This is a genomic window from Pseudomonas sp. HP_01, assembly GCF_055284355.1.
The window spans coordinates 40084-63955 of record NZ_JBTOPV010000014.1 but is presented as its reverse complement, the minus strand read 5'-3'; the positions used below and the strand labels follow the sequence as shown (position 1 = coordinate 63955).

The following is a 23872-nucleotide window of genomic DNA, read 5'->3' as shown; positions in this document are numbered from 1 at the left end:
GTGCAGCGAATGGGGCCTTCCCGGCTAAAGCCAGTCCCACTAAAAGCACGCGGTCCCACTAAAGCACGCGGTCAGTCAGTGGGACCTGCGTCACATGCAGATCACTGCCAGCCAAACTTGCGCACGTAGAACCCCTTCACCGCCTGGGTCAGCGCTACGTACGCGATGAGGATCACCGGCAGGATGGCGAAGTACAGCGGTGGCAGCGCCTGCAATTTGAAGTAGTGCGCCAGCGGGCCCATTGGCAGGAAGATCCCCACGGCCATGATCACCCCGGTCATCACCATCAAAGGCATCGCCGCACGACTTTGCAGGAACGGGATTTTCGGTGTGCGGATCATGTGCACGATCAGTGTCTGCGTCAGCAGGCCCACGACAAACCAGCCCGACTGAAACAGGGTCTGATGCTCAGGGGTGTTGGCGCCGAACACGTACCACATGACCGCGAACGTGGTGATGTCGAAGATCGAGCTGATCGGCCCGAAAAACAGCATGAAGCGTCCTACATCCGCGGGCTGCCAGCGCTGGGGTTTTTTCAGCAGTTCCTCATCGACGTTATCGAACGGGATGGCGATCTGGGAAATGTCGTACAGCAGGTTCTGCACCAGCAGGTGCATCGGCAGCATCGGCAGAAACGGGATGAACGCACTGGCCACCAGCACCGAGAACACGTTGCCGAAGTTGGAACTGGCCGTCATCTTGATGTACTTGAGCATGTTGGCGAAGGTCCGGCGCCCTTCCAGCACGCCCTCCTCCAGCACCATCAGGCTCTTCTCCAGCAGAATGATGTCGGCCGCTTCCTTGGCGATGTCCACCGCGGTGTCCACGGAAATACCGATGTCGGCCGTGCGCAGCGCAGGCGCGTCGTTGATGCCGTCGCCCATGAAACCCACCACGTGGCCGTTGGCCTTGAGCAGCCGCACGATGCGCTCCTTGTGGGAAGGCGTCAGTTTGGCAAACACGTTGGTGGTCTCGACCGCGACGGCCAGTTCGGCATCGCTCATGCGTTCGATATCACCGCCCAGCAGCAGGCCTTGGCGCTCCAGCCCGACTTCGCGGCAGATCTTCGCGGTAACGCGCTCGTTGTCGCCAGTCAGCACTTTCACCGCCACGCCATGCTCGGCCAGCGCTTTGAGGGCCGGCGCCGTGCTTTCCTTCGGTGGATCGAGAAACGCCACATAACCGATCAGGGTCAGGTCGTTTTCGTCAGCCAGGCCGTAGGTGTCGCGGCCTGCCTCCATAGGACGCGCGGCCACAGCCACCACGCGCAGACCCTCTTCGTTAAACGCAGCGGTGACGCTCAGAATGCGCTCGAGCAATTCAGGCGTCAGCGCTTCTTCGGCATCGCCGTGGCGCACGCGGTTGCACACACTCAGCACTTCTTCCAGCGCGCCTTTGCAGATCAGCAGATGCGGCTCGCGCTGCTGTTGCACCACCACCGACATGCGCCGGCGATTGAAGTCGAACGGCACCTCATCGACCTTGCTGAACGCGGTGCCGACTTGCAGATCACGGTGAATCTCGACGTGCTCCAGTACCGCAACGTCCAGCAGGTTTTTCAGGCCGGTCTGGTAGTAGCTGTTGAGGTAGGCCATTTCCAGAACGTCGTCGGACTCGTCGCCCCAGACGTCGACATGGCGTGCGAGAAAAATCTTGTCCTGGGTCAGCGTGCCGGTCTTGTCGGTGCACAGCACGTCCATGGCGCCGAAGTTCTGGATGGCGTCGAGACGTTTGACGATGACTTTCTTGCGCGACAGAAACACCGCGCCCTTGGCCAGCGTCGACGTAACGATCATCGGCAGCATTTCCGGGGTCAGGCCGACAGCGATGGACAGCGCGAACAGCAGCGCTTCCATCCAGTCGCCCTTGGTGAAGCCGTTGATGAACAGCACCAGCGGCGCCATCACGAACATGAAGCGGATCAGCAGCCAGCTGACTTTATTGACTCCGGCCTGAAACGAGGTCGGCGCGCGGTCGGTGGCGCTGACCCGCTGCGCCAGTGCGCCGAAATAGGTGTGGTTGCCGGTGGCCAGAATGACGCCCGTCGCAGCGCCGGACACCACGTTGGTGCCCATGAACAGAATGTTTTCCAGGTCCAGCGGGTTGCCCGTATCAACGTCCTGACGCCGGGCGAATTTCTCCACCGGCATGGATTCGCCAGTCATCGCGGCCTGGCTGACGAACAGGTCCTTGGCGCTGAGCACGCGGCAGTCCGCAGGGATCATGTCGCCAGCAGACAGCACGATGAGGTCGCCCGGCACCAGTTGCTTGATCGGTAGCTCGATGCGTTTTTGCCGGGCGTTATCGTCAGCGTCGAGGGTGCTGTCGGCGCGACGCATGACGGTCGCGGTGTTGCTGACCATTGCCTTGAGGGCGTCGGCGGCCTGATTGGAGCGTGCCTCCTGCCAGAAGCGCAGCAGCGTGGAGAGCACGACCATGGAAAAAATCACCGTGGCGGCTTTCATGTCTTCGGTCAGCCACGAGATGAACGCCAGCAGGGTCAGCAGCAGGTTGAACGGGTTTTTGTAGCAGTGCCACAGGTGCACCCACCATGGCAGCGGCTGTTCGTGCTCGACTTCGTTGAGGCCGTGTTGCTCGCGCAGGCCTTGCGCTTCGGTGTCGGTGAGGCCGTCGGCGTGGCTGCTCAGGCGTGCGAGCAACTCAGGCACATCGCTGCTGGCGCCCCGAGTCAGGGTTTGCGCGAGGGTGGGCGGCACTTCGCGGCTGACGGTGGCCTCGGCCACGCTGTCGAGCGTCGCCAGCCGACGGAAGTGCCGGCCGAGTTTGCGGGTGCGGACGAAGTCTGCGAGGAATTCTTTCAGGAGGGTGTACTTCATGGTTATGTCCCCTGGACTGAAGGCTGCTGGAGCTGAAAGCACAGGAACCTTGAGCGGGTACGGCCGACCTCAGGCGCCGCGCTCGTTCATGAGCAGGCACCGCAGGCTGGCCCGCGCAGCAAATGCCACGCGCGTCCGATGCGCAGACGAACGACAGACACGTCGGTCATCACGCAGGATTGGGCGTCAGGGAAAGGACAGGGGAGCGGGCTCTGATCAGAGTCCGCGGGCACTGCCGCTTCTCACGTTGTCGGCGAGATAGCGGCAGTGAAAAGACTGCGCGTTATCGTGCCGAGGATTGGCCGGTCGTTATCACCGGCTGACGTCTGTCACTCGAACAAGTACCCACTGTGGGTCTCCGCATTGGTTGAAAACGGGCGAAGCATACGCCCGGGTTTTATGAGAGTAAATCGCCAGCACGAAGGGTGTGCGGGTTTTGCTGAAGTCTTCAGGAACGGTTCAGGAACCGGGCGATGACACCCCTTGTAGGAGCGCGCTTGCCCGCAATGGCGTCAGATCTGACACCCCAACGTCGGCTGACTCACCTCAGTTTCTGTAGGAGTGAGCTTGCTCGCGATGGCGATAGGTCTGCGAAGAGGATGTGGTCTGACACGCCGCTATCGCGAGCAAGCTCACTCCTACAATGGTTTGCGGCGAGGGCAGTGCGAAAGTCCGTAGAAGCTTGCTGGCGAACAGGCGGCAACACCGGCATTGGCCTTGCTGATAAACTCCCACGCCCTCATTCCTGCCCCAAGGCCGAGCATGTCTTCGTTGAATCAGGCGCTCAGCGTCGCCCTCGATAATCGTCAGTCCCTGCTGGCGGAACTGCACGCCCAAGGCACCGACTGTTATCGCCTGTTCCACGGCAGCCAGGAGGGCGCGAGCGGGCTGACCGTCGACCGTTACGGCCCGCAATTGCTGGTGCAGAGCTTCCACAACAGCCTGGATCTCGATTCCCTGCTGTCGCTGCATGCCGCCGTCAATGCGCGGCTGGGCCTGGAACTGATGCTGGTTTACAACGACCGCTCCCAAGGCAACTCGCGGGTCGACCGGACAGACCCGATCTACAAAGCCGACGACGCTGCGCTGGCCGATCTGGTGGGTCATGAGTGGGGCCTCAATTACCGGGTGCGCGGTCGTCATGCCGGGCAGGATCCGCTGCTGTTTCTCGACCTGCGCAACACACGCGGCTGGGTCAAGCAACATGCCACCGGCAAGAGCGTGCTCAACCTGTTCGCCTACACCTGCGGCGTCGGCCTGAGCGCGGCGGCGGGTGGCGCGCGCGAGGTGTGCAACCTGGATTTCGCCGAGGGCAATCTGGCCGTCGGTCGCGAGAACGGCCTGCTCAATCCGCAGCTGCCGACCATGGAGTTCGTCCAGTCGGATTACTTCCCGGCCATTCGCCAACTGGCCGGGCTGCCCATCGCTTCCCGTCGTGGCCACAAGCTGCCAAGTTACGTGCGCCTTGAGCAACGCCAATATGATCTGGTGCTGCTGGACCCGCCGGCCTGGGCCAAGAGCGCGTTCGGCACAGTCGATCTGCTGCGCGATTATCAAAGCCTGCTCAAACCCGCGCTGCTGACCACCGCCGAAGACGGTGTGCTGATCTGCTGCAACAATCTGGCGAAGGTCAGTCTGGACGATTGGCGCGAGCAAGTGCTGCGTTGCGCCAGCAAGATCGGCCGGCCGGTGCGCGACTGCCAGGTGCTGACCCCGGGCGCCGACTTTCCGTCACAGGATCAACAGCCCCCGCTCAAGACATTGATCTTGCAGCTGTGATGCGTGATCTGGCCTAAGGAAATTTCCCACAAGGATTGAAGCGACTGGATTCGGAACCAGATTGGCGTGCCATACTCCAAGGACCTCCTATCGAGAGAGTCGGCGACTTACATGCCCAAAGGATTGAAACGCGCCATCGGCGCCCTGCTGGCCGTCTTCGCCATTTACAGCGTGCTGGGGTTTCTGATCCTGCCGGGCGTTGCATTGCGAATCATCAATCAACAGTTGGCGAATTACGCCACCGTGCCGGCCAGGCTTGATCGTCTGGAACTCAATCCCTACAGCCTTGAAGTCACCCTCTGGGGCCTGAACATCGGGGCGCCGGGCAAGGAGCAAGTCGGTTTCGCACGGCTTTACGCCAATCTGCAAATCGACAGCCTGTGGACAAAGGCCCTGCACCTCAAGGCGGTCGAACTCGATAAACCCAAGACCGAGCTGCTGTTCGCCAAAGACGGCACGCTCAACCTGGCCGGCCTGTTCAAGCTGCCCGCCGGCGAACCTGCAAAACCCGACGAGCCCCCAAGCAAACCGTTTCCGCTGCGCATCGGCGAGATCAAGCTGGCCGACGGGTACGTGCATTTCCAGGACATGCGCCCCAGCGAGCCCATCGAGTTTCTCTACGACGCGCTGAATTTCGAGCTGAAAAACCTCAGCACGCTGCCGGAAGACAACGCCGACATGACCCTGGTTGCCGCCGGACCTAACGGCGGTCAGATCGACTGGGTCGGGCGCATCAGCCTTGTGCCCATCTCGTCCGAAGGCACGCTTAAAATCACCGACGGCAAGATGGAAGTCTGGTGGCCCTACGTGCGCGACGCGCTGCCGCTGGTGCTCAAAGACGGCGTGCTGAATTTCGATACCCATTACAAACTCAGTCTGGCCAAGGAAACCGAGCTGTTGCTGGACAAAACGTCCCTGAGTGTCGCGCCCTTCGCCATCGACGCCCCGGACGGCAGACCGCTGGCTCGCCTGAAAAAACTCAGCGTGAGCGACACGTCGATCGATCTGGCCAAGCAGTTGGTCACGGTCGGCAAGATTCGCAGTGAAGGCTTGGAAACCTGGGCGACAAGGGAGTCGGACGGTGAGCTGGACTGGCAGAAGTTGTTCGCCAGTCAGCCTTCTAAATCCCAGGCGAAAAAGGTTGAGGCTGAAAAACAGCAGCCCGCCACTGCTACCAGTACCGAAACCACCGCCAGCGCAAAACCGGCGGCGCCGAGCAAACCGTGGCAGGTGTTGCTGCGCGATACGCAGTTGCGCGATTACCGGATTCATCTCGCCGACAAGGTGCCAAAAGAGCCTGTGGCGATTGATGTCGGCCCGCTGAACCTGGACCTGACCGGCTTCGACAGCCTCAACAAGTCGCCCTTCAAGCTCAAGCTCGACACCGGCGTGGGCAAGCAAGGCAAGCTGACCGCCGAGGGCGAAGTGAATCTGGCGCCGGTTCGCGCCAACCTCAATGTCACCACCCGCGATATCGACTTGCGTGTCGCGCAGTCCTACGTCACGCCGTTCATTCGTCTGGAAGTGCGCAGCGGCATGCTCAACAGCGATCTGGCGGTGGACCTGAAAAGCACCGAGCCGTTGGCGCTGGGGATTACCGGCAAGGCGCAGGTGGATCAGTTGCACACCCTCGACACGCTCAAGTCGCGGGACTTCGTGAAGTGGCAGCGACTGAATGTCGAGGGCCTGAATTTCCAGCTGGGCGATAGCCTGACCATCGCTGCGATCAATGTCGATCAGCCGTATGCGCGGTTCATGATTGCCGACGATCGCTCGACCAATATCGACGATCTGCTGATTCCGCAGCCTGCCGGCCAGGCGCCTGCCGCGCCGAAAGCCAAGGCCGCCGCCAGCAGCGAAAAGCCGATGGGCATTCGCATTGGCGAGGTCAACATCACCAACGGCTCGGCCAACTTCGCCGACTTCAGCCTGACGCCGAACTTCGCCACGGCCGTTCAGCAGCTCAACGGCAAGATCGGCACGCTGGATAACCGCCAGGACAAACCTGCGACGGTGAATATCAACGGCAAGGTTGACCGTTACGCGCCGGTGACCATCAAGGGTGCGCTGAACCCGTTCAACCCGATGGCGAGTCTGGACATCGCGACCAGCTTCAAGCGCGTGGAACTGACCACGTTGACGCCCTACTCCGGCAAGTTCGCCGGTTATCGCATTCGCAAGGGTCGTTTGAATCTGGATCTGCATTACCTGATCACCAAAGGCCAGCTGAAGGCTGAGAACAAGGTGGTGGTCGAGCAGCTGCAATTGGGTGAAAAGGTCGACAGCCCGGACGCGGTGAACCTTCCGCTGAAACTGGCGATTGCCCTGCTCAAGGACACCGACGGCAAGATTTCCATCGAGCTGCCGGTAACGGGTGACCTCAACAATCCGCAGTTCAGCGTCATGCCGATCGTCTGGCAGACCCTGCGCAATCTGGTGGTGAAGGCTGCAGCGGCGCCTTTCAAATTCATCGGCGGATTGATCAGCGGCGGTGGCGGATCCGAGGATTTGGGTACGGTGGCCTTCGCGCCAGGGGCTGATGAATTGAGCCCTGAGGCGATGGCTTCGCTGGACAAGCTGGCGGCAGGATTGAAAGCGCGTCCAGCGTTGCGTCTTGAGATTGAAGGCACCAGCGCTGAGGCGAGCGACGGGCCGCTGATCGCGCAGCAACGACTGGAGCGCGAATACCAGAGCACGTACTACAAGATTCTTCAGCGTCGCGGCGACAAGGTGCCTGCGCAGCCGAGTGATCTGACGGTGCCTGCGGATGAAAAGGCGCCGATGCTTGACGGCATTTATCGCACCCGCCTGAAACAGCAACCGCCTGCCGAGTGGGTGAACCTGGGCAAGGAAGAGCGTCAGAACAAGCTGCGCGAGGCGGTGCTCAATTCCTGGAGTTCGAGCGCGCTGCTGTTGCGTCAGCTCGGTCAGGCGCGGGCCGGAAGCATCAAGGATTATCTGGTCGACAAGGGCCAACTGGCGGATGAGCGGGTGTATTTCATCGACACCTCCCTTGGCAAGCCGGAGAAAGACGGCCGCGTCATCAGCCCCCTGCACCTCGACAGCGAGTAATGATTTTGAAGAATGCGATAACGAGGATGGCGTTGATTCTCGGTATGACCGCCCTGGTGGGCGTGGCCCAGGCGGATACATTGCGCTGCGGCAGCCAGCTGATCAGCGTCGGCGACCGGATGTTTGAAGTGCAGCAGAAATGCGGCCAGCCGGTCAGCCAGGACATCATCGGCTACAAGGAAACCGTCAATCACTACCGCCAGGTGGATCAGGTGCAGGTCCAGGAATGGATCTACGGCCCGAGCAACGGCATGTACCAGTATTTGCGGTTTGAAGGCGGGCGCTTGGTGAGGATTGATAGCAAACGCGGGAGGTAATGGCTGCGCAAAATTTATTGTAGGACCGGCTTCAGCCGGGAAGAGGCCAGTGTGAACACCGTACATTTGCGGAGTGACACCCGACGCCTTCCCGGCTAAAGCCGGTCCCACTATTAGTGCGCGGTCTGTAGGACTGGCTTTAGCCGGGAAGAGCCCCGCGAGAACAACCATACATTTGCGGTGTCACGCCTGACGCTTTCCCGGCTGAAGCCGGTCCTACGAGTGTACGGCGTGTCAGTGGGACCGGCTTTAGCCGGGAAGAGGTCAGTTCAAACACCATCAGATTTGCGGTGTCACGCCTGACGCCTTCCCGGCTGAAGCCGGTCCCACTATTAGTGCGCGGTGCTTCAGTAGGATGTGTTTAGACCCCCGCGGACTCAAGCCTGCCGCACTAGGGGGCGCGGCGCGTCGCTTTTAGTGGGACCGGCTTTAGCCGGGAAGAGGTCAGTTCAAACACCATCAGATTTGCGGTGTCACGCCCGACGCCTTCCCGGCTGAAGCCGGTCCCACTATTAGTGCGCGGTCTGTAGGACTGGCTTTAGCCGGGAAGAGGCCCGCGAGAACAACCATACATTTGCGGTGTCACGCCTGACGCTTTCCCGGCTGAAGCCGGTCCTACGAGTGTGCGGCGTGTCAGTGGGACCGGCTTTAGCCGGGAAGAGGCCCGTGTGAACACCATAGATTCCGGTGTGGCACCTGACGCCTTCCCGGCTGAAGCCGGTCCCACTAAAAGCACGCGGCCCTCTGCCATCAACGCTCGTGCAATGCCTCGGCACGGGCTTTGAGTACGGGTTTGAGCAGGTAGCTCAGGATGGTTTTCTTGCCGGTGATGATGTCCACCGAGGCGACCATGCCGGGGATGATCAGCAGCGGGTGCTCATCGGTGCCGAGGTGGCTGCGGTCGGTGCGCAATTTGATCACGTAGAAGGTGTTCTTCTTCTCTTCGTCCTGAATGGTGTCAGCGCCGATCTGTTCCAGCTTTCCTTTCAGCCCGCCATAAATCGTGTAGTCGTAGGCGGTGAACTTGATCATCGCTTCCTGACCCGGGTGCAGGAAGGCGATGTCTTGTGGACGAATGCGCGCTTCTACCAACAGCGTGTCATCCAGCGGCACCACTTCAGCAATGTCGCTGCCCGGCTGAATCACCCCGCCGACGGTGTTGACCAGCATCTGCTTGACCACGCCACGCACCGGCGACGTCACCATCGTACGGTTGACGCGGTCTTCAAGGCCCTTGGCCGTCGACTGCGCCTTCGAAAGGTTGGTGCGCGCCTCGTTCAGTTGCGTCAGCGCGTCGCTGCGGAATTTGCCACGGGTCTCATCGATCTTGCGCTGCACTTCGGCAATCGCCGCTTGTGCGCGGGGGATTGCCAGGGTGGTGCCGTCCAGCTGACCACGGGTTTCGACCTCAGAGCGTTTCAGTCGCAGGATGTCCACCGGCGACACCGCGCCCTGGGACACCAACGGCTCGGACATGCCGATCTCCTGGCGCAACAGGCCCAGGCTGCTGCGGTATTGCTCCTGCTTGGAAGCAAATTCGCGCAACTCTTGCTGCCGTTGAATCAACTGCTGCTGCAAACCACCCACTTCGTCCACCAGTTGCTGACGGCGGCTCTTGTACAGGGACTCTTCGTTGGACGCCTGATTCGGCACCAACTTGCGCGCTTCGGCGCTGATGTTCAGCGGACGATCATCGACCTCGGCGCTCAGGCGCTCAACGCGCAGCTGCATGGCCAGACGATCAGCCTCAGTCTCACCAACGTTGGACGCAAAACGGGTGTCGTCGAGACGAATCAGCGGGGCGCCAGCGTCGACGATCTGGCCGTCATGGGCATAGATCTGCGCAACGATGCCGCCCTCCAGGTTCTGGATCTTCTGGATCTTGGTCGACGGAATGGCCTTGCCCTCGCCCTTCGTCACTTCATCGATCACGGCGTAGTTCGCCCAGACCAGCAAGAACACGAAGAACAGGATCACGGCCCAAATGGTCAGCCGCACGATGCGCGGAGCGTCGTCCACCAATGCCTTTTTGACTTCGGGCAGCGCCTGGCCTTCCAGCGAAGGCGAGCCCTTGAAGTAGCCGAAGATGCCGCCACCGGAGTTTTGACCTGACTTAAGCAACACTGATCTGCCCCTTCTTCAACGCTTCCATAACGGCGGCTTTCGGGCCGTCGGCCACGATCTGGCCGCGGTCGATGACCACCAGGCGATCAACCAGGCTGAGCAACGAAGCTCGGTGTGTCACAAGAATCACGGTCTTTTTCTCTATAACGCCAAACAGGCGCTGCTTTAAACGTTCTTCGCCAGTGTTGTCCATGGCGCTGGTGGGTTCGTCGAGCAACAGGATCGGCGGATCGAGCAGCAAGGCCCGCGCCAGGGCGACGTTCTGCCGCTGACCACCAGACAGATTCTGGCCGCGCTCACCTACTTGCAGCTCGTAGCCCTGGGGATGCAGGCTGGCGAATTCATGCACGCCGGCCAGTTCAGCGGCCTGCAACACCATCTCGTCATCCACGTAACGCGCGCCGGAAATCAGGTTGTCGCGCAGCGTGCCCGACAACAGTTGAATGTCCTGGGCGACGTAACCAATGTTGTGGCGCACTTCACTGACGTCGATCTGGCGAATGTCGACGCCATCGACCAGCAGCGAACCTTCGTCCGGCTGATACAAACCGACCAGCAGCTTGGCCAGGGAGCTTTTGCCTGAACCGCTACGGCCGATGATGCCGACCTTCTCGCCCGGGCGGATCACCAGATTGATGTTGCGCAGCGCCAGGTTCTGCTGGTTCGGGTACGTGAACTCCAGGTTGCGGAATTCCATGGCGCCCTGCAGGACCTGACGGCTGAGCGGACGCTCATCGAAGTTGCGCTCCTGCGGCAGCTCCATCATCTGATCGACCGAGACCATGGTCACTTTGGCTTGCTGATAACGGGTCAGCAGGCCGGACAGTTGCGCCAACGGGCCAAGGGCGCGGCCGCTGAGCATGTAGCACGCCACCAGGCCGCCCATGCTGAGGACGCCGTCCATGATCATGTAGACGCCGAAGCAGATCATCGCGACGCCGGCCAGTTGCTGAATCAGCAGCGTGATGTTCATGGCGAGACCGGAAAGCACTTTGACCCGCAGTTCCAGGCGGCTGAGCGTACCGATGGTGTGTTCCCACTGGTACTGACGCTCGCTTTCGGCGTTGTTGACCTTCACCGCATCCAGGCCGGCGAGGGTTTCGATCAGGCTCGACTGACGCTCGGCCCCCAGCGCCATGGTGCGCTCAAGAGTGGAGGTCAGCGGTTTTTGCAGGAAATGGCCGATGCCCAGCGCCAGCGGGAAGGCAATGATCGGAATCCACACCAGATGCCCGCCCAGCAGTGCGATCACCAACAGGATGATCAACGTGAACGGCAGGTCGATAAGGCTGGTCAGGGTCAGCGAGGTGAGGAAGTCACGCATGCCCTGGAACTCATGGATGTTCTGGGCATAGCTGCCGACCCGCGCGGGGCGAAACTTCATCGCCATGCCGACGATTCGCTCGAACAGCGTGGCGGAAATGATCAGGTCGGTTTTCTTGCCGGCCAGGTCCAGGCACAGACTGCGCAGGCCCTTGAGCAAAAGGTCAAACAGGAACGCGCCACAGATACCGGTCGCCAGCACCCACAAGGTTGCGGTGGCCTGGTTGGGCACGACACGGTCGTAGACGTTCATGACAAAAAGAGGGGTAGCCAGCGCGATCAGGTTGATCACGAAGCTGGCAGCGATCGCGTCGACGTAAAGCCAGCGAGACAGCTTGAGTGTGTCTTTGAACCAGGAGCGAGCACGTGGAATGAGCGAGCCCTGGGTTACGTCAAATTTATGCTGCGGCTGTGCGAAAAACACCCGACCGCTGTAATCCTGCGCCAGCGCTTCGGTTTCGATCAGCACTTCGCCACCGTTACTTTCGCTGATCAGCAGGCGGGCAGACTCACCCTCCCAACCGAGCAGAACGGCAGAGCGCCCTTCTTTCAGGAGCAGCAAGGCGGGCAAGGCGATCTCGGGAATCTGGGTGAGCTTGCGTTGCAGCAAACGCCCCTGCAAGCCGGCCCGGGCTGCGGCGCGAGGCAACAGATCCGGGCTCAGGCGTTGGTCGGGCAATGGCAGACCGGTGGTCAGCATCGCCCGGCTCGCTGGCTTGTGGTGCAGGGCGCAGAGTGTCAGCAGCCCGTCGAGTAACGGATCGTCGTGCTGGCTGCGTGGATCATGACCTAATTGAGCCGAAGGTAATTCCAAGTCCACGCTGACACTCTCTTTCTTAACGATTAAAAGAAGCTGACTCCGTCAAGAATCAGTTCATGCCCGGCAGCTGAACGGTCGGTTTGACATCGTTCTGCACAACCGATGCCATCGGCGCTACGACGCCCTGGCTTTTCAGCAATGTGCCCATGTCCGCCTTGATGCGGTACTGGGTGTACGTCTGCAGGTTTTTCAGCTGCACCAGACGCTGTTGCGCGGTGAACAACTCGTTCTCGCTGTCGAGAAGGTCGAGCAGGGTACGCTCTCCCAGACTGAATTGCTGCTGGTACGAGGTACGCACGCTGTTGGCCCGCTCGACGTACTGCTGAGCGATCGGCACCTGGGCATTGGCGTTGTTGTAGGCGTTCCAGGCTAGGCCCAGTTCTTCGTTCAACTGACGCAATGCGTTGTTGCGGATATCCAGTGCCTGGCTCGACAGGTACGACTTCGATTGCAGGTCGGCCTTGTTGCTGCCACCGGCGTACAGGTTGAAGCGCATGCGGACCATGGCTTCCCAGCCATTGTTGTGGCCTTCGTCGCCGCCAATGTTGTTATCGGCATTGCGGCCCAGTTCTGCATCGAAACGCGGGTAGTAATTGGACTGAGCCGAGGTGTACTGCTTTTCAGCGGCAACGATGTCGGCTTCGGCCGAGCGCAGCACCGGGCTGTTTTCCAGCATCTGGCGGCGGGCTTCGTTCAGATCGGCAGGCATCATCGCGAACGGCGACGGTGCTTCAAGTTGATCAGCTTCCAGACCAACGGCACTCAAGTAATTGGTTTGTGCGTCGGCCAGGTTGGTTTGTTCGGTGATCAGGTTGTTACGAGCCTGTGCCAGACGGGCATCGGCCTGGTCCATATCGGCCATACGACCCACGCCGCGGGAAGTGCGAAGTTTGATTTGGTCGTAAATACGTTCGTGACTCTTCAGGTTCTCTTCAGCCAGCCGAACCATTTCACGCTGGGTAAGAACATCCAGATAGACCTGCGCAACAGTCAACGCGGTACGTTCGGTTGTATTTAACAGCGAGTATGCCCGGGAATTGGCGGTGGCTTGTTGACGCGCAACTTCGTTACTTGTTGCAAAGCCATCAAACAGCATCTGCTGAAGGCGGATGGCGGACTCGCCGCGGTCCAGCGTCTGGTAGTCGTGACGACCGGTCGAGGCACGGGTGCTTGGCGTATCGGAACCGGCCCGGCCGTAGCCAGCCGTGACGTCGACACGCGGCAGGTAGCCGCCTCTCGCAGCGCGGAGCGCGTAGTCCTGGGCGATACGGGCGTTGATGCCGGCCTGCACCTCGGGATGTTCGTCCATGGCTTTCTGCATGGCGGACTGCAGGGTCTGGGCCTGAACGAAGCCGGCACAAAGGATAAGGGGTACAGCAGTGAAGAGGTGCTTACGCATTTTGGTGGTTTCCCGAGAACGTACTTGTTCAAAACGCAGCAATACACACTGCCGCATCGTAAAAATGGCCATTGAAGTGATCGTTTCGAGAGTGTTCTGAAGGGCGCTTGCGATCACACTGCAGAAATACGCGATCTCATCAAATATCAATGTGACATTACGGAAGCGATTGTTTAGGATGTCGCCGAATAGGTCAATACTTTGGCAGAAAGTTAATTCCGGTGCCGACCTGCTGTTGACAAATTGACGCCAGATTAGGAGCAACTTAGTAAGTTCCCTAACTTGTTTATCTGGCATCGAAACAAATGCGAATTTTTACGTATCCCGGTATGAAGCGGCGTTAGTTAAGGCCGGTCAGCATGATGGATACCAACTGAACGGTAATTTCGGAGAGTCACCCCCATGAGCAGTGTTGTTGCCATCGTCAAAAGCATTGTTGGCCAGGTAGTCGCAGTTTCCCCGGAAGGGATTCGTCGTGTGCTCATCGAGGGTGACCGGTTGTTCACCGGCGAGCAGCTTGTGACAGGCCCGGGAGGCGCAGTCACGCTGCAGCTTGCCGATGGCCGTCAATTGGACATTGGCCGTGACAGCCAGTGGAGCGCAGACGCACCGGCTTCTACCACCAACCTTGCCGAAGCCACCGCGCAAGCGGCACCGTCCGTTGCTGAACTGCAGCAGGCCATCGCCGCCGGCGCCGACCCGACCAAAGACCTCGAAGCCACTGCAGCAGGTCCGCAAGCAGCCCCAGGTGATGGCGGCAACGCAGGCGGCGGCCACAGCGTGGTGATGCTCACCGAGACGGCGGGCGAAGTGGATCCGACCATCGGCTTCCCGACCAACGGTCTGGGGACGACGGCTGTGCCGCCTCCTACGCTGAGCAACGGCCTGCCGATCGACAACGGCAATGGCAACGCCGCCGCTCCTCAGCCAACGGGCACCCTGACACTGACCGCCACCCAGACGCTGACCGAAGCCGGCGGCGCGCTGGTGTACACGGCAAACGTCACGCAGGCCCCGACATCGGACCTGACCATTACCCTGTCCAACGGGTCGACCATCGTCATTCGTGGCGGCGACACGTCGGGCTCTACCACTGTTCAAGTGGCTGACAACAACACGCCGTACATCGACCCTTCAGTTATCAGCACGACCATCACTGGCACAACGGGCGGTGGCGGCCTGGTCGTGACGACCGATCCGACGCCGGCGGTGACCACCATCACCGACACCATCGACACCACCATTGCCAGCATCACCGGTACCCAGTCGGTGATTGAAGGCCAGGCCGCCACGTACACCATTACGTTGAGCAACCCGGCGCAGACCGAAGTCACGATCAACCTGACCTACAGCGGCACCGCGACCAACGGCACCGACTACACGCAAGTGGTCAGCGTGAAGATCCCTGCCAACAGCAGCAGCGTCACCTTCGACCTGAACACCCTTAATGACACGATCCCGGAAGGCGTTGAAAACGTCACCGTGGCGATCGGCGCCATCAGCGGCGGCAACTTCGAGAACGTCGCTGTCAGCGCTACCAACGGCAGCGTCACTACCACCATCATCGACAACGATGCTCTGCCGGTTGTTGATCCGAATGGCGGCGCTAACGGCACCAACAGCGAAACCACCTTCACCGAAGGCCAGGCTGGCGTATCGATCGCCGACCAGTTGACCGTCACCGACGCCGACAGCCCGAACCTGCAAGGCGCGAAAGTCACCCTGACCAACCCTCAGGACGCCGACACCCTGGTGGTGGGCAGCCCGAACGCGAACATCGCGGTCAGCACCGCCACCGTCAATGGCCAGATCGTACTGACCCTGACGGGCGCGGCCACCGCTGCCGAATACGAAGCCGTGATCAAGTCGATCACCTTCCAGAACAGCAGCGAAGACCCAAGCGTTGCTGATCGCACCATCACTGTGACCGTCAACGACGGCCAGAACGACTCCGCACCGGCCACCAGCATCGTGCATGTTGTCGCCGTCAATGACGCCCCGACCGTCTCGTTCACCGGCACCGATTACGTCGAAAACGGCGCGCCCCAGGCGTTGGTCAATAACCTGCAGATCGGCGACGTCGACGGCGGCCAGTTGAGCGGCGCGAAGATCACCGTGACCGGCGTCCAAGCCGAAGACCTGATCGCATCGCCGTCCTTCCAGGGTGGCAACAGCGGCACCACGGCCTCGGGCATCAGCTACACGCTGGGCAACGACGGCAACGGTAACGTCGTCATTCAGTTGAACGGCAACGCCTCGATCGCCGACTACACCACGCTGATCAACTCGATCACCTACGCCAACAGCAGCGACGCCCCGGTTACCACCCCACGCGGCGTGACGATCGAAGTGACTGACGTGGACACCCACGGCACCAACAACCTGACGGGCAGCGCCACCGGCGAAGTCGCCATCACCCCGGTCAACGACGCACCGACCGTCATCGACGCTTCGGGCAAAGGCGACGAAGACACCGCCATCGCGGTCAGGCTGACCGGCACTGACGTCGACGGCACCATCGATCACTTCAATCTGGTCACCCTGGCCCAGCACGGTACGTTCTACGCCGATGCCGCCGGGACCCAGGCGCTGACCAACTTGACCAACATCACCGCGACCAACAATGGCGCGACGATCTATTTCAAGCCGGACGCGAACTGGGCGGGCGATACCAACTTCACCTATACCGCCGTCGACAATCAGGGCCAGCCAGCCGGCGCGCCAGCCAACGGCATCATCAACGTCACGCCAGTGGCCGATGCGCCGATCGTTACCGTTGCCGACGCCCAAGGTAATGAAGACAGTGCCATCAAGCTGGACCTGAGCGCTGCACTGGTGGACACCGACGGTTCAGAGTCCCTTGGTCCGGTCATTGTGGGCGGCATTCCAGTGGGCGCGGTGCTGAGCGATGGCAATGGCCACAGCTACACCTCCATCCCTCCTTCTGAAGGCGGCGATGGCGAGGCCTACCTCACCGGCTGGAACCTGAGCACCCTGACCATCACGCCGCCGAAAGACTTCAACGGCTCGTTCGACCTGAAAGTGAGTTCGACGTCGACCGAAGGCGCCAACAAGGATTCGGCCACCACGACGCAGTTTCTGACCGTGACCGTCGGGCCGGTTAACGACGCGCCTACCGTCACCTTCACCAACCCTGACTACGTCGAGAACGGCGCACCTCAGCCATTGGTCGACAACTTGCAGATCGGCGACATCGACAGCACCCAGCTGAGCAGCGCAAAAATCACGCTGACCGGTATTCAGGCTGAAGACTTGATCGTTTCCCAGTACTACAAGGACGCCAACAGCGGCGATGCCGCCTTTGGCATCAAGTACACGCTGAGCAACGACGCCAACGGCAACATCGTGATTGATCTGACCGGCAACGCGTCGGTCGCCGACTACACCACGGTGATCAACTCGATCACCTACGCCAACAGCAGTGATAACCCGAGCACCACACCGCGTGGCGTGACCATCGAAGTGACCGACGTGGATGCCAACGGCACCAACAACTTGTCGGGCAGCGCCACCGGTGTCATCAACGTCACGCCGGTTAACGATGCGCCGACCGTGAGCGCGGCTCAGGGCCAGGGCAACGAAGACACGGCGATCGCCGTCAAGCTGACCGGCGCTGACGTCGACGGTAAGATTGATCACTTCAACCTGGTCACCATGGCAGAGCACGGCACGTTCTACGCCGATGCCGCTGGCACCCAACCGCTGACCAACTTGACCAACATCACCGCGACCAACAATGGCGCGACGATCTACTTCAAACCGGACGCGAACTGGGCCGGTGACACCAGCTTCACCTACACCGCTGTCGACAACCAGAATCTGCCAGCGGGAGCGCCAGCCAACGGGATCATCAACGTCATGCCAGTGGCTGATGCCCCGATCGTCACCGTCACCAACGCCCAAGGCGATGAAGACAGTGCCATCAAGCTGGACCTGAGCGCTGCACTGGTGGACACCGACGGTTCTGAGTCCCTTGGTCCGGTCATTGTGGGCGGCATTCCAGTGGGCGCGGTGCTGAGCGATGGCAATGGCCACAGCTACACCTCCATCCCTGTTTCTGAAGGCGGCGATGGCGAGGCTTACCTCACCGGCTGGAACCTGAGCACCCTGACCATCACGCCGCCGAAAGACTTCAACGGCTCGTTCGACCTGCAAGTGAGCTCGACGTCGACCGAAGGCGCCAACAAGGACTCGGCCACCACGAAGCAGTCACTGACCGTGAACGTTGCGTCGGTCAACGACGCGCCGGTAGTCGACAACGCCACAGGCAAGGGCAACGAAGACACCACCATCGCCGTCAAGCTGACGGGCTCTGACGTCGACGGCACCATTGACCACTTCAATCTGGTCAACACGCCTGCACATGGCACGTTCTACTCCGACGCGGCAGGCACCCAGCCGCTGACCAACTTGACCAACATCACCGCCAGCAACAACGGCGCGACGATCTACTTCAAGCCGGACGCGAACTGGAACGGCAGCACGCCGTTCACCTACACCGCCGTCGACAACCAGGGCACGGCTTCCACCACCCCGGCAACCGGCACCCTCACGGTTACGCCTGTCAACGACGCGCCGGTGGTGAATTTTGACAGCACCACCTACACCGAAAAAGGTGCCGCGGTAGCGCTGGTCAACAACTTCAGCATCACCGACGTCGACAGCACTCAGCTGAGCAGCGCAAAAATCACGCTGACCGGCATTCAGGCCGAAGACCTGATCGTGTCCCCGTACTACAAGGACAGCAACAGCGCCGAAACCGGTCTGGGCATCAAGTACACCCTGACCAATGACGCCGACGGGACCATCTACATCAATCTGACCGGCAAGGCGTCGATAGCCGCTTACGAAACCGTGATCAAGTCGATCACCTACGCCGACGACAGCAGCAACCCGAGCACCACGCCACGCGGCGTGACCATCGCGGTCACCGACGTGGATGCCAACGGCACCAACAACCAGACTGTCGTTCACGACAGCAAGGTCAACGTGATCGCCGTGAACGACGCGCCTATCGTCGACAACGCCACAGGCAAGGGCAACGAAGACACCACCATCGCCGTCAAGCTGTCTGGCTCTGACGTCGACGGCACTATTGGCCACTTCAACCTGGTCAGTGCGCCTGCACATGGCACGTTCTACTCGGACGCCGCCGGCACCCAACCGCTGACCAACTTGACCAACATCACCGCCAGCAACAACGGCGCGACGATCTACTTCAAGCCGGACGCGAACTGGGCAGGCGATACCAACTTTACTTACACCGCAGTCGACAACCAGAATCTGCCCGCCGGCAACACGGCAACGGGCACGATCAATGTCACGCCAGTGGCTGATGCGCCGATCGTCACCGTCACTAACGCCCAAGGTAATGAAGACAGCGCCATCAAGCTGGACCTGAGCGCTGCACTGGTGGACACCGACGGTTCCGAGTCCCTCGGCCCGGTCATTGTGGGCGGCATTCCAGTGGGCGCGGTGTTGAGCGATGGCAATGGCCACAGCTACACCTCCCTCCCTGTTTCGGAAGGCGGCGATGGCGAGGCTTACCTCACCGGCTGGAACCTGAGCACCCTGACCATCACGCCGCCGAAAGACTTCAACGGCTCGTTCGACCTGCAAGTGAGCTCGACGTCGACCGAAGGCGCCAACAAGGACTCGGCCACCACGAAGCAGTCACTGACCGTGAACGTTGCGTCGGTCAACGACGCGCCGGTAGTCGACAACGCCACAGGCAAGGGCAACGAAGACACCACCATCGCCGTCAAGCTGACGGGCTCTGACGTCGACGGCACCATTGACCACTTCAATCTGGTCAACACGCCTGCACATGGCACGTTCTACTCCGACGCGGCAGGCACCCAGCCGCTGACCAACTTGACCAACATCACCGCCAGCAACAACGGCGCGACGATCTACTTCAAGCCGGACGCGAACTGGAACGGCAGCACGCCGTTCACCTACACCGCCGTCGACAACCAGGGCACGGCTTCCACCACCCCGGCAACCGGCACCCTCACGGTTACGCCTGTCAACGACGCGCCGGTGGTGAATTTCGACAGCACCACCTACACCGAAAAAGGTGCCGCGGTAGCGCTGGTCAACAACTTCAGCATCACCGACGTCGACAGCACTCAGCTGAGCAGCGCGAAAATCACGCTGACCGGCATTCAGGCTGAAGACTTGATCGTTTCTCAGTACTACAAAGGCGGCGCCGACGGCACCACCGGTACCACCAGTCTGGGTATCAGCTACAAGCTGAGCAACGACGCCAACGGCAACATCTTCATTGATCTGACCGGCAAGGCTTCGGTAGCCGCTTACGAAACCCTGATCAAGTCGATCACCTACGCCGACAACAGCAACAACCCGAGCACCACGCCACGTGGCGTGACCATCGCTGTCACCGATGTGGATGCCAATGGCACCAACAACCTGACTGTCGTGCACGACAGCAAGGTCAACGTGATCGCCGTGAACGACGCGCCTGTTGTCGACAACGCCACAGGCAAGGGCAACGAAGACACCACCATTGCCGTCAAGCTGACCGGCTCCGATGTGGACGGCACCATTGACCACTTCACCCTGGTCAACACGCCTGCCAATGGCACGTTCTACTCGGACGCTGCCGGCACCCAGCCTTTGACCGGTACCACCAGCATCACCGCCACCAACAATGGCGCGACGATTTACTTCAAGCCGGACGCGAACTGGAATGGCAGCACGCCGTTCACCTACACCGCCGTCGACAACCAGGGCACGGCTTCCACCACCCCGGCCACCGGCACCATCACCGTAACGCCAGTCAACGACGCGCCGGTGGTCAACTTCGGCAGCATCACCTACACCGAAAACGGTGCAGCGACGCCGATCGTCAAAGACTTCAGCATCACCGACGTCGACAGTACCGAGTTGAGCAGCGCGAAAATCACGCTGACCGGCATTCAGGCCGAAGACCTGATCGTGTCCCAGTACTACAAGGACAGCAACAGCGGTGATACCGGTCTGGGCATCAAGTACACCCTGACCAACGACGCCGACGGCACCATCTACATCAATCTGACCGGCAAGGCTTCGATAGCCAATTACGAAACCGTGATCAAGTCGATCACCTATGCCGACAGCAGCAACAACCCGAGCACCACGCCACGCGGCGTGACCATCGCGGTCACCGACGTGGATGCCAACGGCACCAACAACCAGACCGTCGTTCACGACAGCCAGGTCAACGTGATTGCCGTCAACGATGCACCGGTGACCAAGTCAGCGTCGGCAGCGGGCAACGAAGACACCACCATCGCAGTCAAGCTGACCGGCTCCGATGTGGACGGTAAAGTCGATCACTTCAACCTGGTCGACATGGCGGCACACGGCACGTTCTACGCCGACGCTGCAGGCAAGGTCGCGCTGACCAGCCTGAGCAACATTGCGGCAGTCGGCAACGCTGCAACGGTGTACTTCAAGCCAGCCGCCGATTGGGCGGGCAGCACTTCGTTTACCTACAAGGCAGTGGACAACCAGGGCAAGGCAGACTCCACGCCAGCCACCGGCACCATCAGCGTGGCGCCTGTCGCCGACCAACCGCTGGTGACGCTGGGTAACGGTGTCGTTCAGTCGACCGGTCTGGTGAAAGACGTTTATGTCGGTACGCTGAAAAACATGGGCACCGACGGCAACGGCGCCAACGAATCGACCATCAAGGCCGGCTTCAACACCACCGTGGATCCGACCACGCACACGGTCGCAAGCGGTGCGCAGGACTCGTCCGTCTCGGTCGGGACCGGCACCAAGTTGTCCGGTCTGATGTACATGGAAGCCGGCCACACCTACACCTTCTCCGGTACCGCGGACGACAGTCTGTTGATCACCGTCGGTGGCCAGACCGCAGCCAACGCCACATGGGGCGCGGGCGGCAAGATCCAGAGTGCGGGCTTCACGCCAACGGAGTCCGGCTACTACACCCTGGACATCTACCACTACAACCAGGCGGGCCCGGGCAGCTACAACATCAACCTGGTCGACAAGAACGTCGGCACCGGCGCGACTCAGACCGTGGCCCTGAACGGCAGCAACGTGCTGCTGTTCGCAACGGTCGATGACCTCAAGGCTTCCGGCCTGAACGTCTCGCCGCTGCACGAAGGCACGGTTGGCAGCGGTGAGGGTTACTACACCGGTTACGAGCTGAACCACGGCAGCGAAGGCGCCGCGATCAAGCTCAGCCCGGTCAAAGCGGTATTCGGCGACAGCCTCGACGGTTCGGAGACTCACGTCACCACCCTGAGCGGCGGCGCACCGGCAGGCTCGATACTGACCGACGCGGTGGGCCACACGGCTACCGTGACGACCCACGTCGAAAACGGCAAAACCGTGATGGACACGATCGACGTCAGCAAATTTGACCTGTCGACGCTGAGCATCACCACGCCTGACTACTTCAGCGGCAAGTTCACGCTGAACGTCACGGCGACCGCGACCGAAGCGACTGTGCCAGGGGTCCCAAGCGCCGTGGCCAGCGCCAGCGACAGCAAGGCGATCACCGTTACTGTCGAGTCTCAGACCTACAAATCGAGTGAAGGCCTGGCCGGCACCGACCCGACGCCAATCAACGGCACCCCCGGCGGCGACATCATCGTTGGCGACGTCAGCGGCACGACCATCGTGCAGGGCAAGAGCTACAACATCGCCTTCATCGTCGACAGCTCGGGCAGCATGGGCAAAAACCTCGACACGGCGAAGACCCAGCTGCAATCGGTCTTCGAGAAACTGGCGAACGGTGCCCAGACGGCCAACGCCGGCAAGATCAACGTGCTGCTGGTGGATTTCGACACCAACGTGCGCTCGACCGTTGCTGTGGACATGTCTGACAAGGCTGCTGCCATGAAGACCCTGTCCGCAGCGCTGGCCGGGATGACCTCGGGCGGTACCACCAACTACGAAGATCCGTTCAAGACCACGGCGAACTGGTTTGCCGGCTTGAACAGCAGCAACCCGACGGGCGAGAACCGCACCTACTTCATCACCGACGGCGAGCCTAACGTTTACCAGAACACCAGCACGGTGCTTGGCAAGGTTAATGGCTCCGATTTCACCCTGGCGATGGCGCTGGTGACCTGGAAGGAAAAAACAACGTACGAGATCAACGGCAAAACGGTCATCACAGGCGATGGCACTGTTTACGACGCGAGCGGCAAGTGGGCCGGCGTACTGACCAGCCATGCCGACGGTAAGGGTGGCAAGGAATACAGCCTGACTTCTCCTGAGATGAACGGTAGCCAGGCGGTCATCACCGACGCGGACACCGGCTACGCACTGCTGTTGAAGCAGTCGCCAACCATCGAAGCAATCGGTCTGGGCTCGGGCGTGAAGACGGCCACCCTCGATCGCTACGACAGCGACCACCACTCGTTGAACAACGTCAACGCCGATGACCTGGCGAAAGCGGTGCTGGGCGACCAGAAAACCATCGCGCCGGGCAGCGACACCCTCAACGGTGGCGACGGCAATGACATCCTGTTCGGCGATCTGATCACCTTCAACAACCAGGGCGGCATTACGGCGCTGAAGGCGTTCGCGGCGGATACCTTGCACGTCAACGTGTCGACCATCGACGACAAGACGCTGCATTCGTTCGTGACCAGCCACATTGATCAGGTAGCAGACCTGGCCGGCAAGTCGTCGACTTCGCTGGACGGCAACGACACCCTGCTGGGCGGCAATGGCAATGACATTCTGTTCGGTCAGGGTGGCAATGACGTGCTCGTCGGCGGTAAAGGCAACGACATCCTCTTCGGCGGCGCCGGTGCAGACACGTTTACCTGGAAAGCTGGCGACACCAACAGCGGTGGCGTTGACGTGATCAAGGACTTCAACAAGGATGCTGGCGACCGCATTGATCTGCGCGACCTGCTGCAAGGTGAAGACACCGACACCCTCAGCAAGTACCTGCAGGTCAGCAACGATGGCCATGACACCATTCTGCAGGTCAGCACCACCGGGCAGTTCGCGTCGAACGTCACTGCGGCTGCCGCGGCGACCACGGCCGATGTGCACATCAAGGTGGAGGGCGTGACCTGGAGCAATGCCATGGTCAACTCGCTGGTGAGCGGTGCGGATCCGACCATCAAAGTCGATCACCACTGATAGCTGAGTCGCGAGAGCTGTTGTACTGTGCTGGCAGCCGTCC

8 protein-coding genes are annotated in these 23872 nt (G+C 60.8%); 4 read left to right on the top strand and 4 right to left on the bottom strand.

Annotation, left to right across the window (positions count from 1 at the left end; genetic code table 11):
* Positions 1–101: 101 nt before the first annotated feature.
* A complete protein-coding gene (gene mgtA / locus ACYAR8_RS10760; protein ID WP_463579858.1) occupies positions 102–2837 on the bottom strand; it encodes a magnesium-translocating P-type ATPase in 2736 nt (911 codons plus the stop codon).
* A gap of 762 nt (positions 2838–3599) precedes the next feature.
* Between mgtA and ACYAR8_RS10755 the strand changes: the two genes are divergently transcribed.
* The 3 genes from ACYAR8_RS10755 to ACYAR8_RS10745 all read left to right on the top strand — a co-directional run bounded on the left by ACYAR8_RS10755 (position 3600) and on the right by ACYAR8_RS10745 (position 8005).
* Positions 3600–4616, top strand: a complete 1017-nt coding sequence (locus ACYAR8_RS10755) for a class I SAM-dependent rRNA methyltransferase (protein WP_463579857.1) — start codon at positions 3600–3602, stop codon at positions 4614–4616.
* A gap of 111 nt (positions 4617–4727) precedes the next feature.
* Complete coding sequence (locus ACYAR8_RS10750; protein ID WP_463579856.1) at positions 4728–7688, top strand: DUF748 domain-containing protein; 2961 nt, start codon at positions 4728–4730, stop codon at positions 7686–7688.
* Positions 7689–7714: 26 nt separating this feature from the next.
* Positions 7715–8005, top strand: a complete 291-nt coding sequence (locus ACYAR8_RS10745; RefSeq protein WP_074892622.1) for a DUF2845 domain-containing protein — start codon at positions 7715–7717, stop codon at positions 8003–8005.
* A 750-nt stretch (positions 8006–8755) separates the two neighbouring features.
* Here ACYAR8_RS10745 and ACYAR8_RS10740 read toward each other — a convergent pair.
* Genes ACYAR8_RS10740 through ACYAR8_RS10730 form a run of 3 tightly spaced genes read right to left on the bottom strand, consistent with a single transcriptional unit; the run spans position 8756 to position 13671 of the window.
* Entirely contained in the window at positions 8756–10129 is a 1374-nt protein-coding gene (locus ACYAR8_RS10740; protein ID WP_074892617.1) for an HlyD family type I secretion periplasmic adaptor subunit, read from the bottom strand.
* Entirely contained in the window at positions 10119–12272 is a 2154-nt protein-coding gene (locus ACYAR8_RS10735) for a type I secretion system permease/ATPase (protein ID WP_074892616.1), read from the bottom strand. The genes ACYAR8_RS10740 and ACYAR8_RS10735 overlap by 11 nt, the downstream gene beginning before the upstream one ends.
* A gap of 49 nt (positions 12273–12321) precedes the next feature.
* Complete coding sequence (locus ACYAR8_RS10730) at positions 12322–13671, bottom strand: TolC family outer membrane protein (protein ID WP_074892621.1); 1350 nt, start codon at positions 13669–13671, stop codon at positions 12322–12324.
* Positions 13672–14073: 402 nt separating this feature from the next.
* Here ACYAR8_RS10730 and ACYAR8_RS10725 point away from each other — a divergent pair, with 402 nt between their 5' ends.
* Positions 14074–23829, top strand: coding sequence for a retention module-containing protein (locus tag ACYAR8_RS10725; RefSeq protein ID WP_463579855.1), 9756 nt, complete (start codon positions 14074–14076; stop codon positions 23827–23829).
* Positions 23830–23872: the final 43 nt, after the last annotated feature.

Bases quoted from the DNA above. Each gene is read 5' to 3' on its own strand.
- mgtA (WP_463579858.1), bottom strand. From the start codon at position 2,837: ATGAAGTACACCCTCCTGAAAGAATTCCTCGCAGACTTCGTCCGCACC.
- ACYAR8_RS10755 (WP_463579857.1), top strand. From the start codon at position 3,600: ATGTCTTCGTTGAATCAGGCGCTCAGCGTCGCCCTCGATAATCGTCAG.
- ACYAR8_RS10750 (WP_463579856.1), top strand. From the start codon at position 4,728: ATGCCCAAAGGATTGAAACGCGCCATCGGCGCCCTGCTGGCCGTCTTC.
- ACYAR8_RS10745 (WP_074892622.1), top strand. From the start codon at position 7,715: ATGGCGTTGATTCTCGGTATGACCGCCCTGGTGGGCGTGGCCCAGGCG.
- ACYAR8_RS10730 (WP_074892621.1), bottom strand. From the start codon at position 13,671: ATGCGTAAGCACCTCTTCACTGCTGTACCCCTTATCCTTTGTGCCGGC.
- ACYAR8_RS10725 (WP_463579855.1), top strand. From the start codon at position 14,074: ATGAGCAGTGTTGTTGCCATCGTCAAAAGCATTGTTGGCCAGGTAGTC.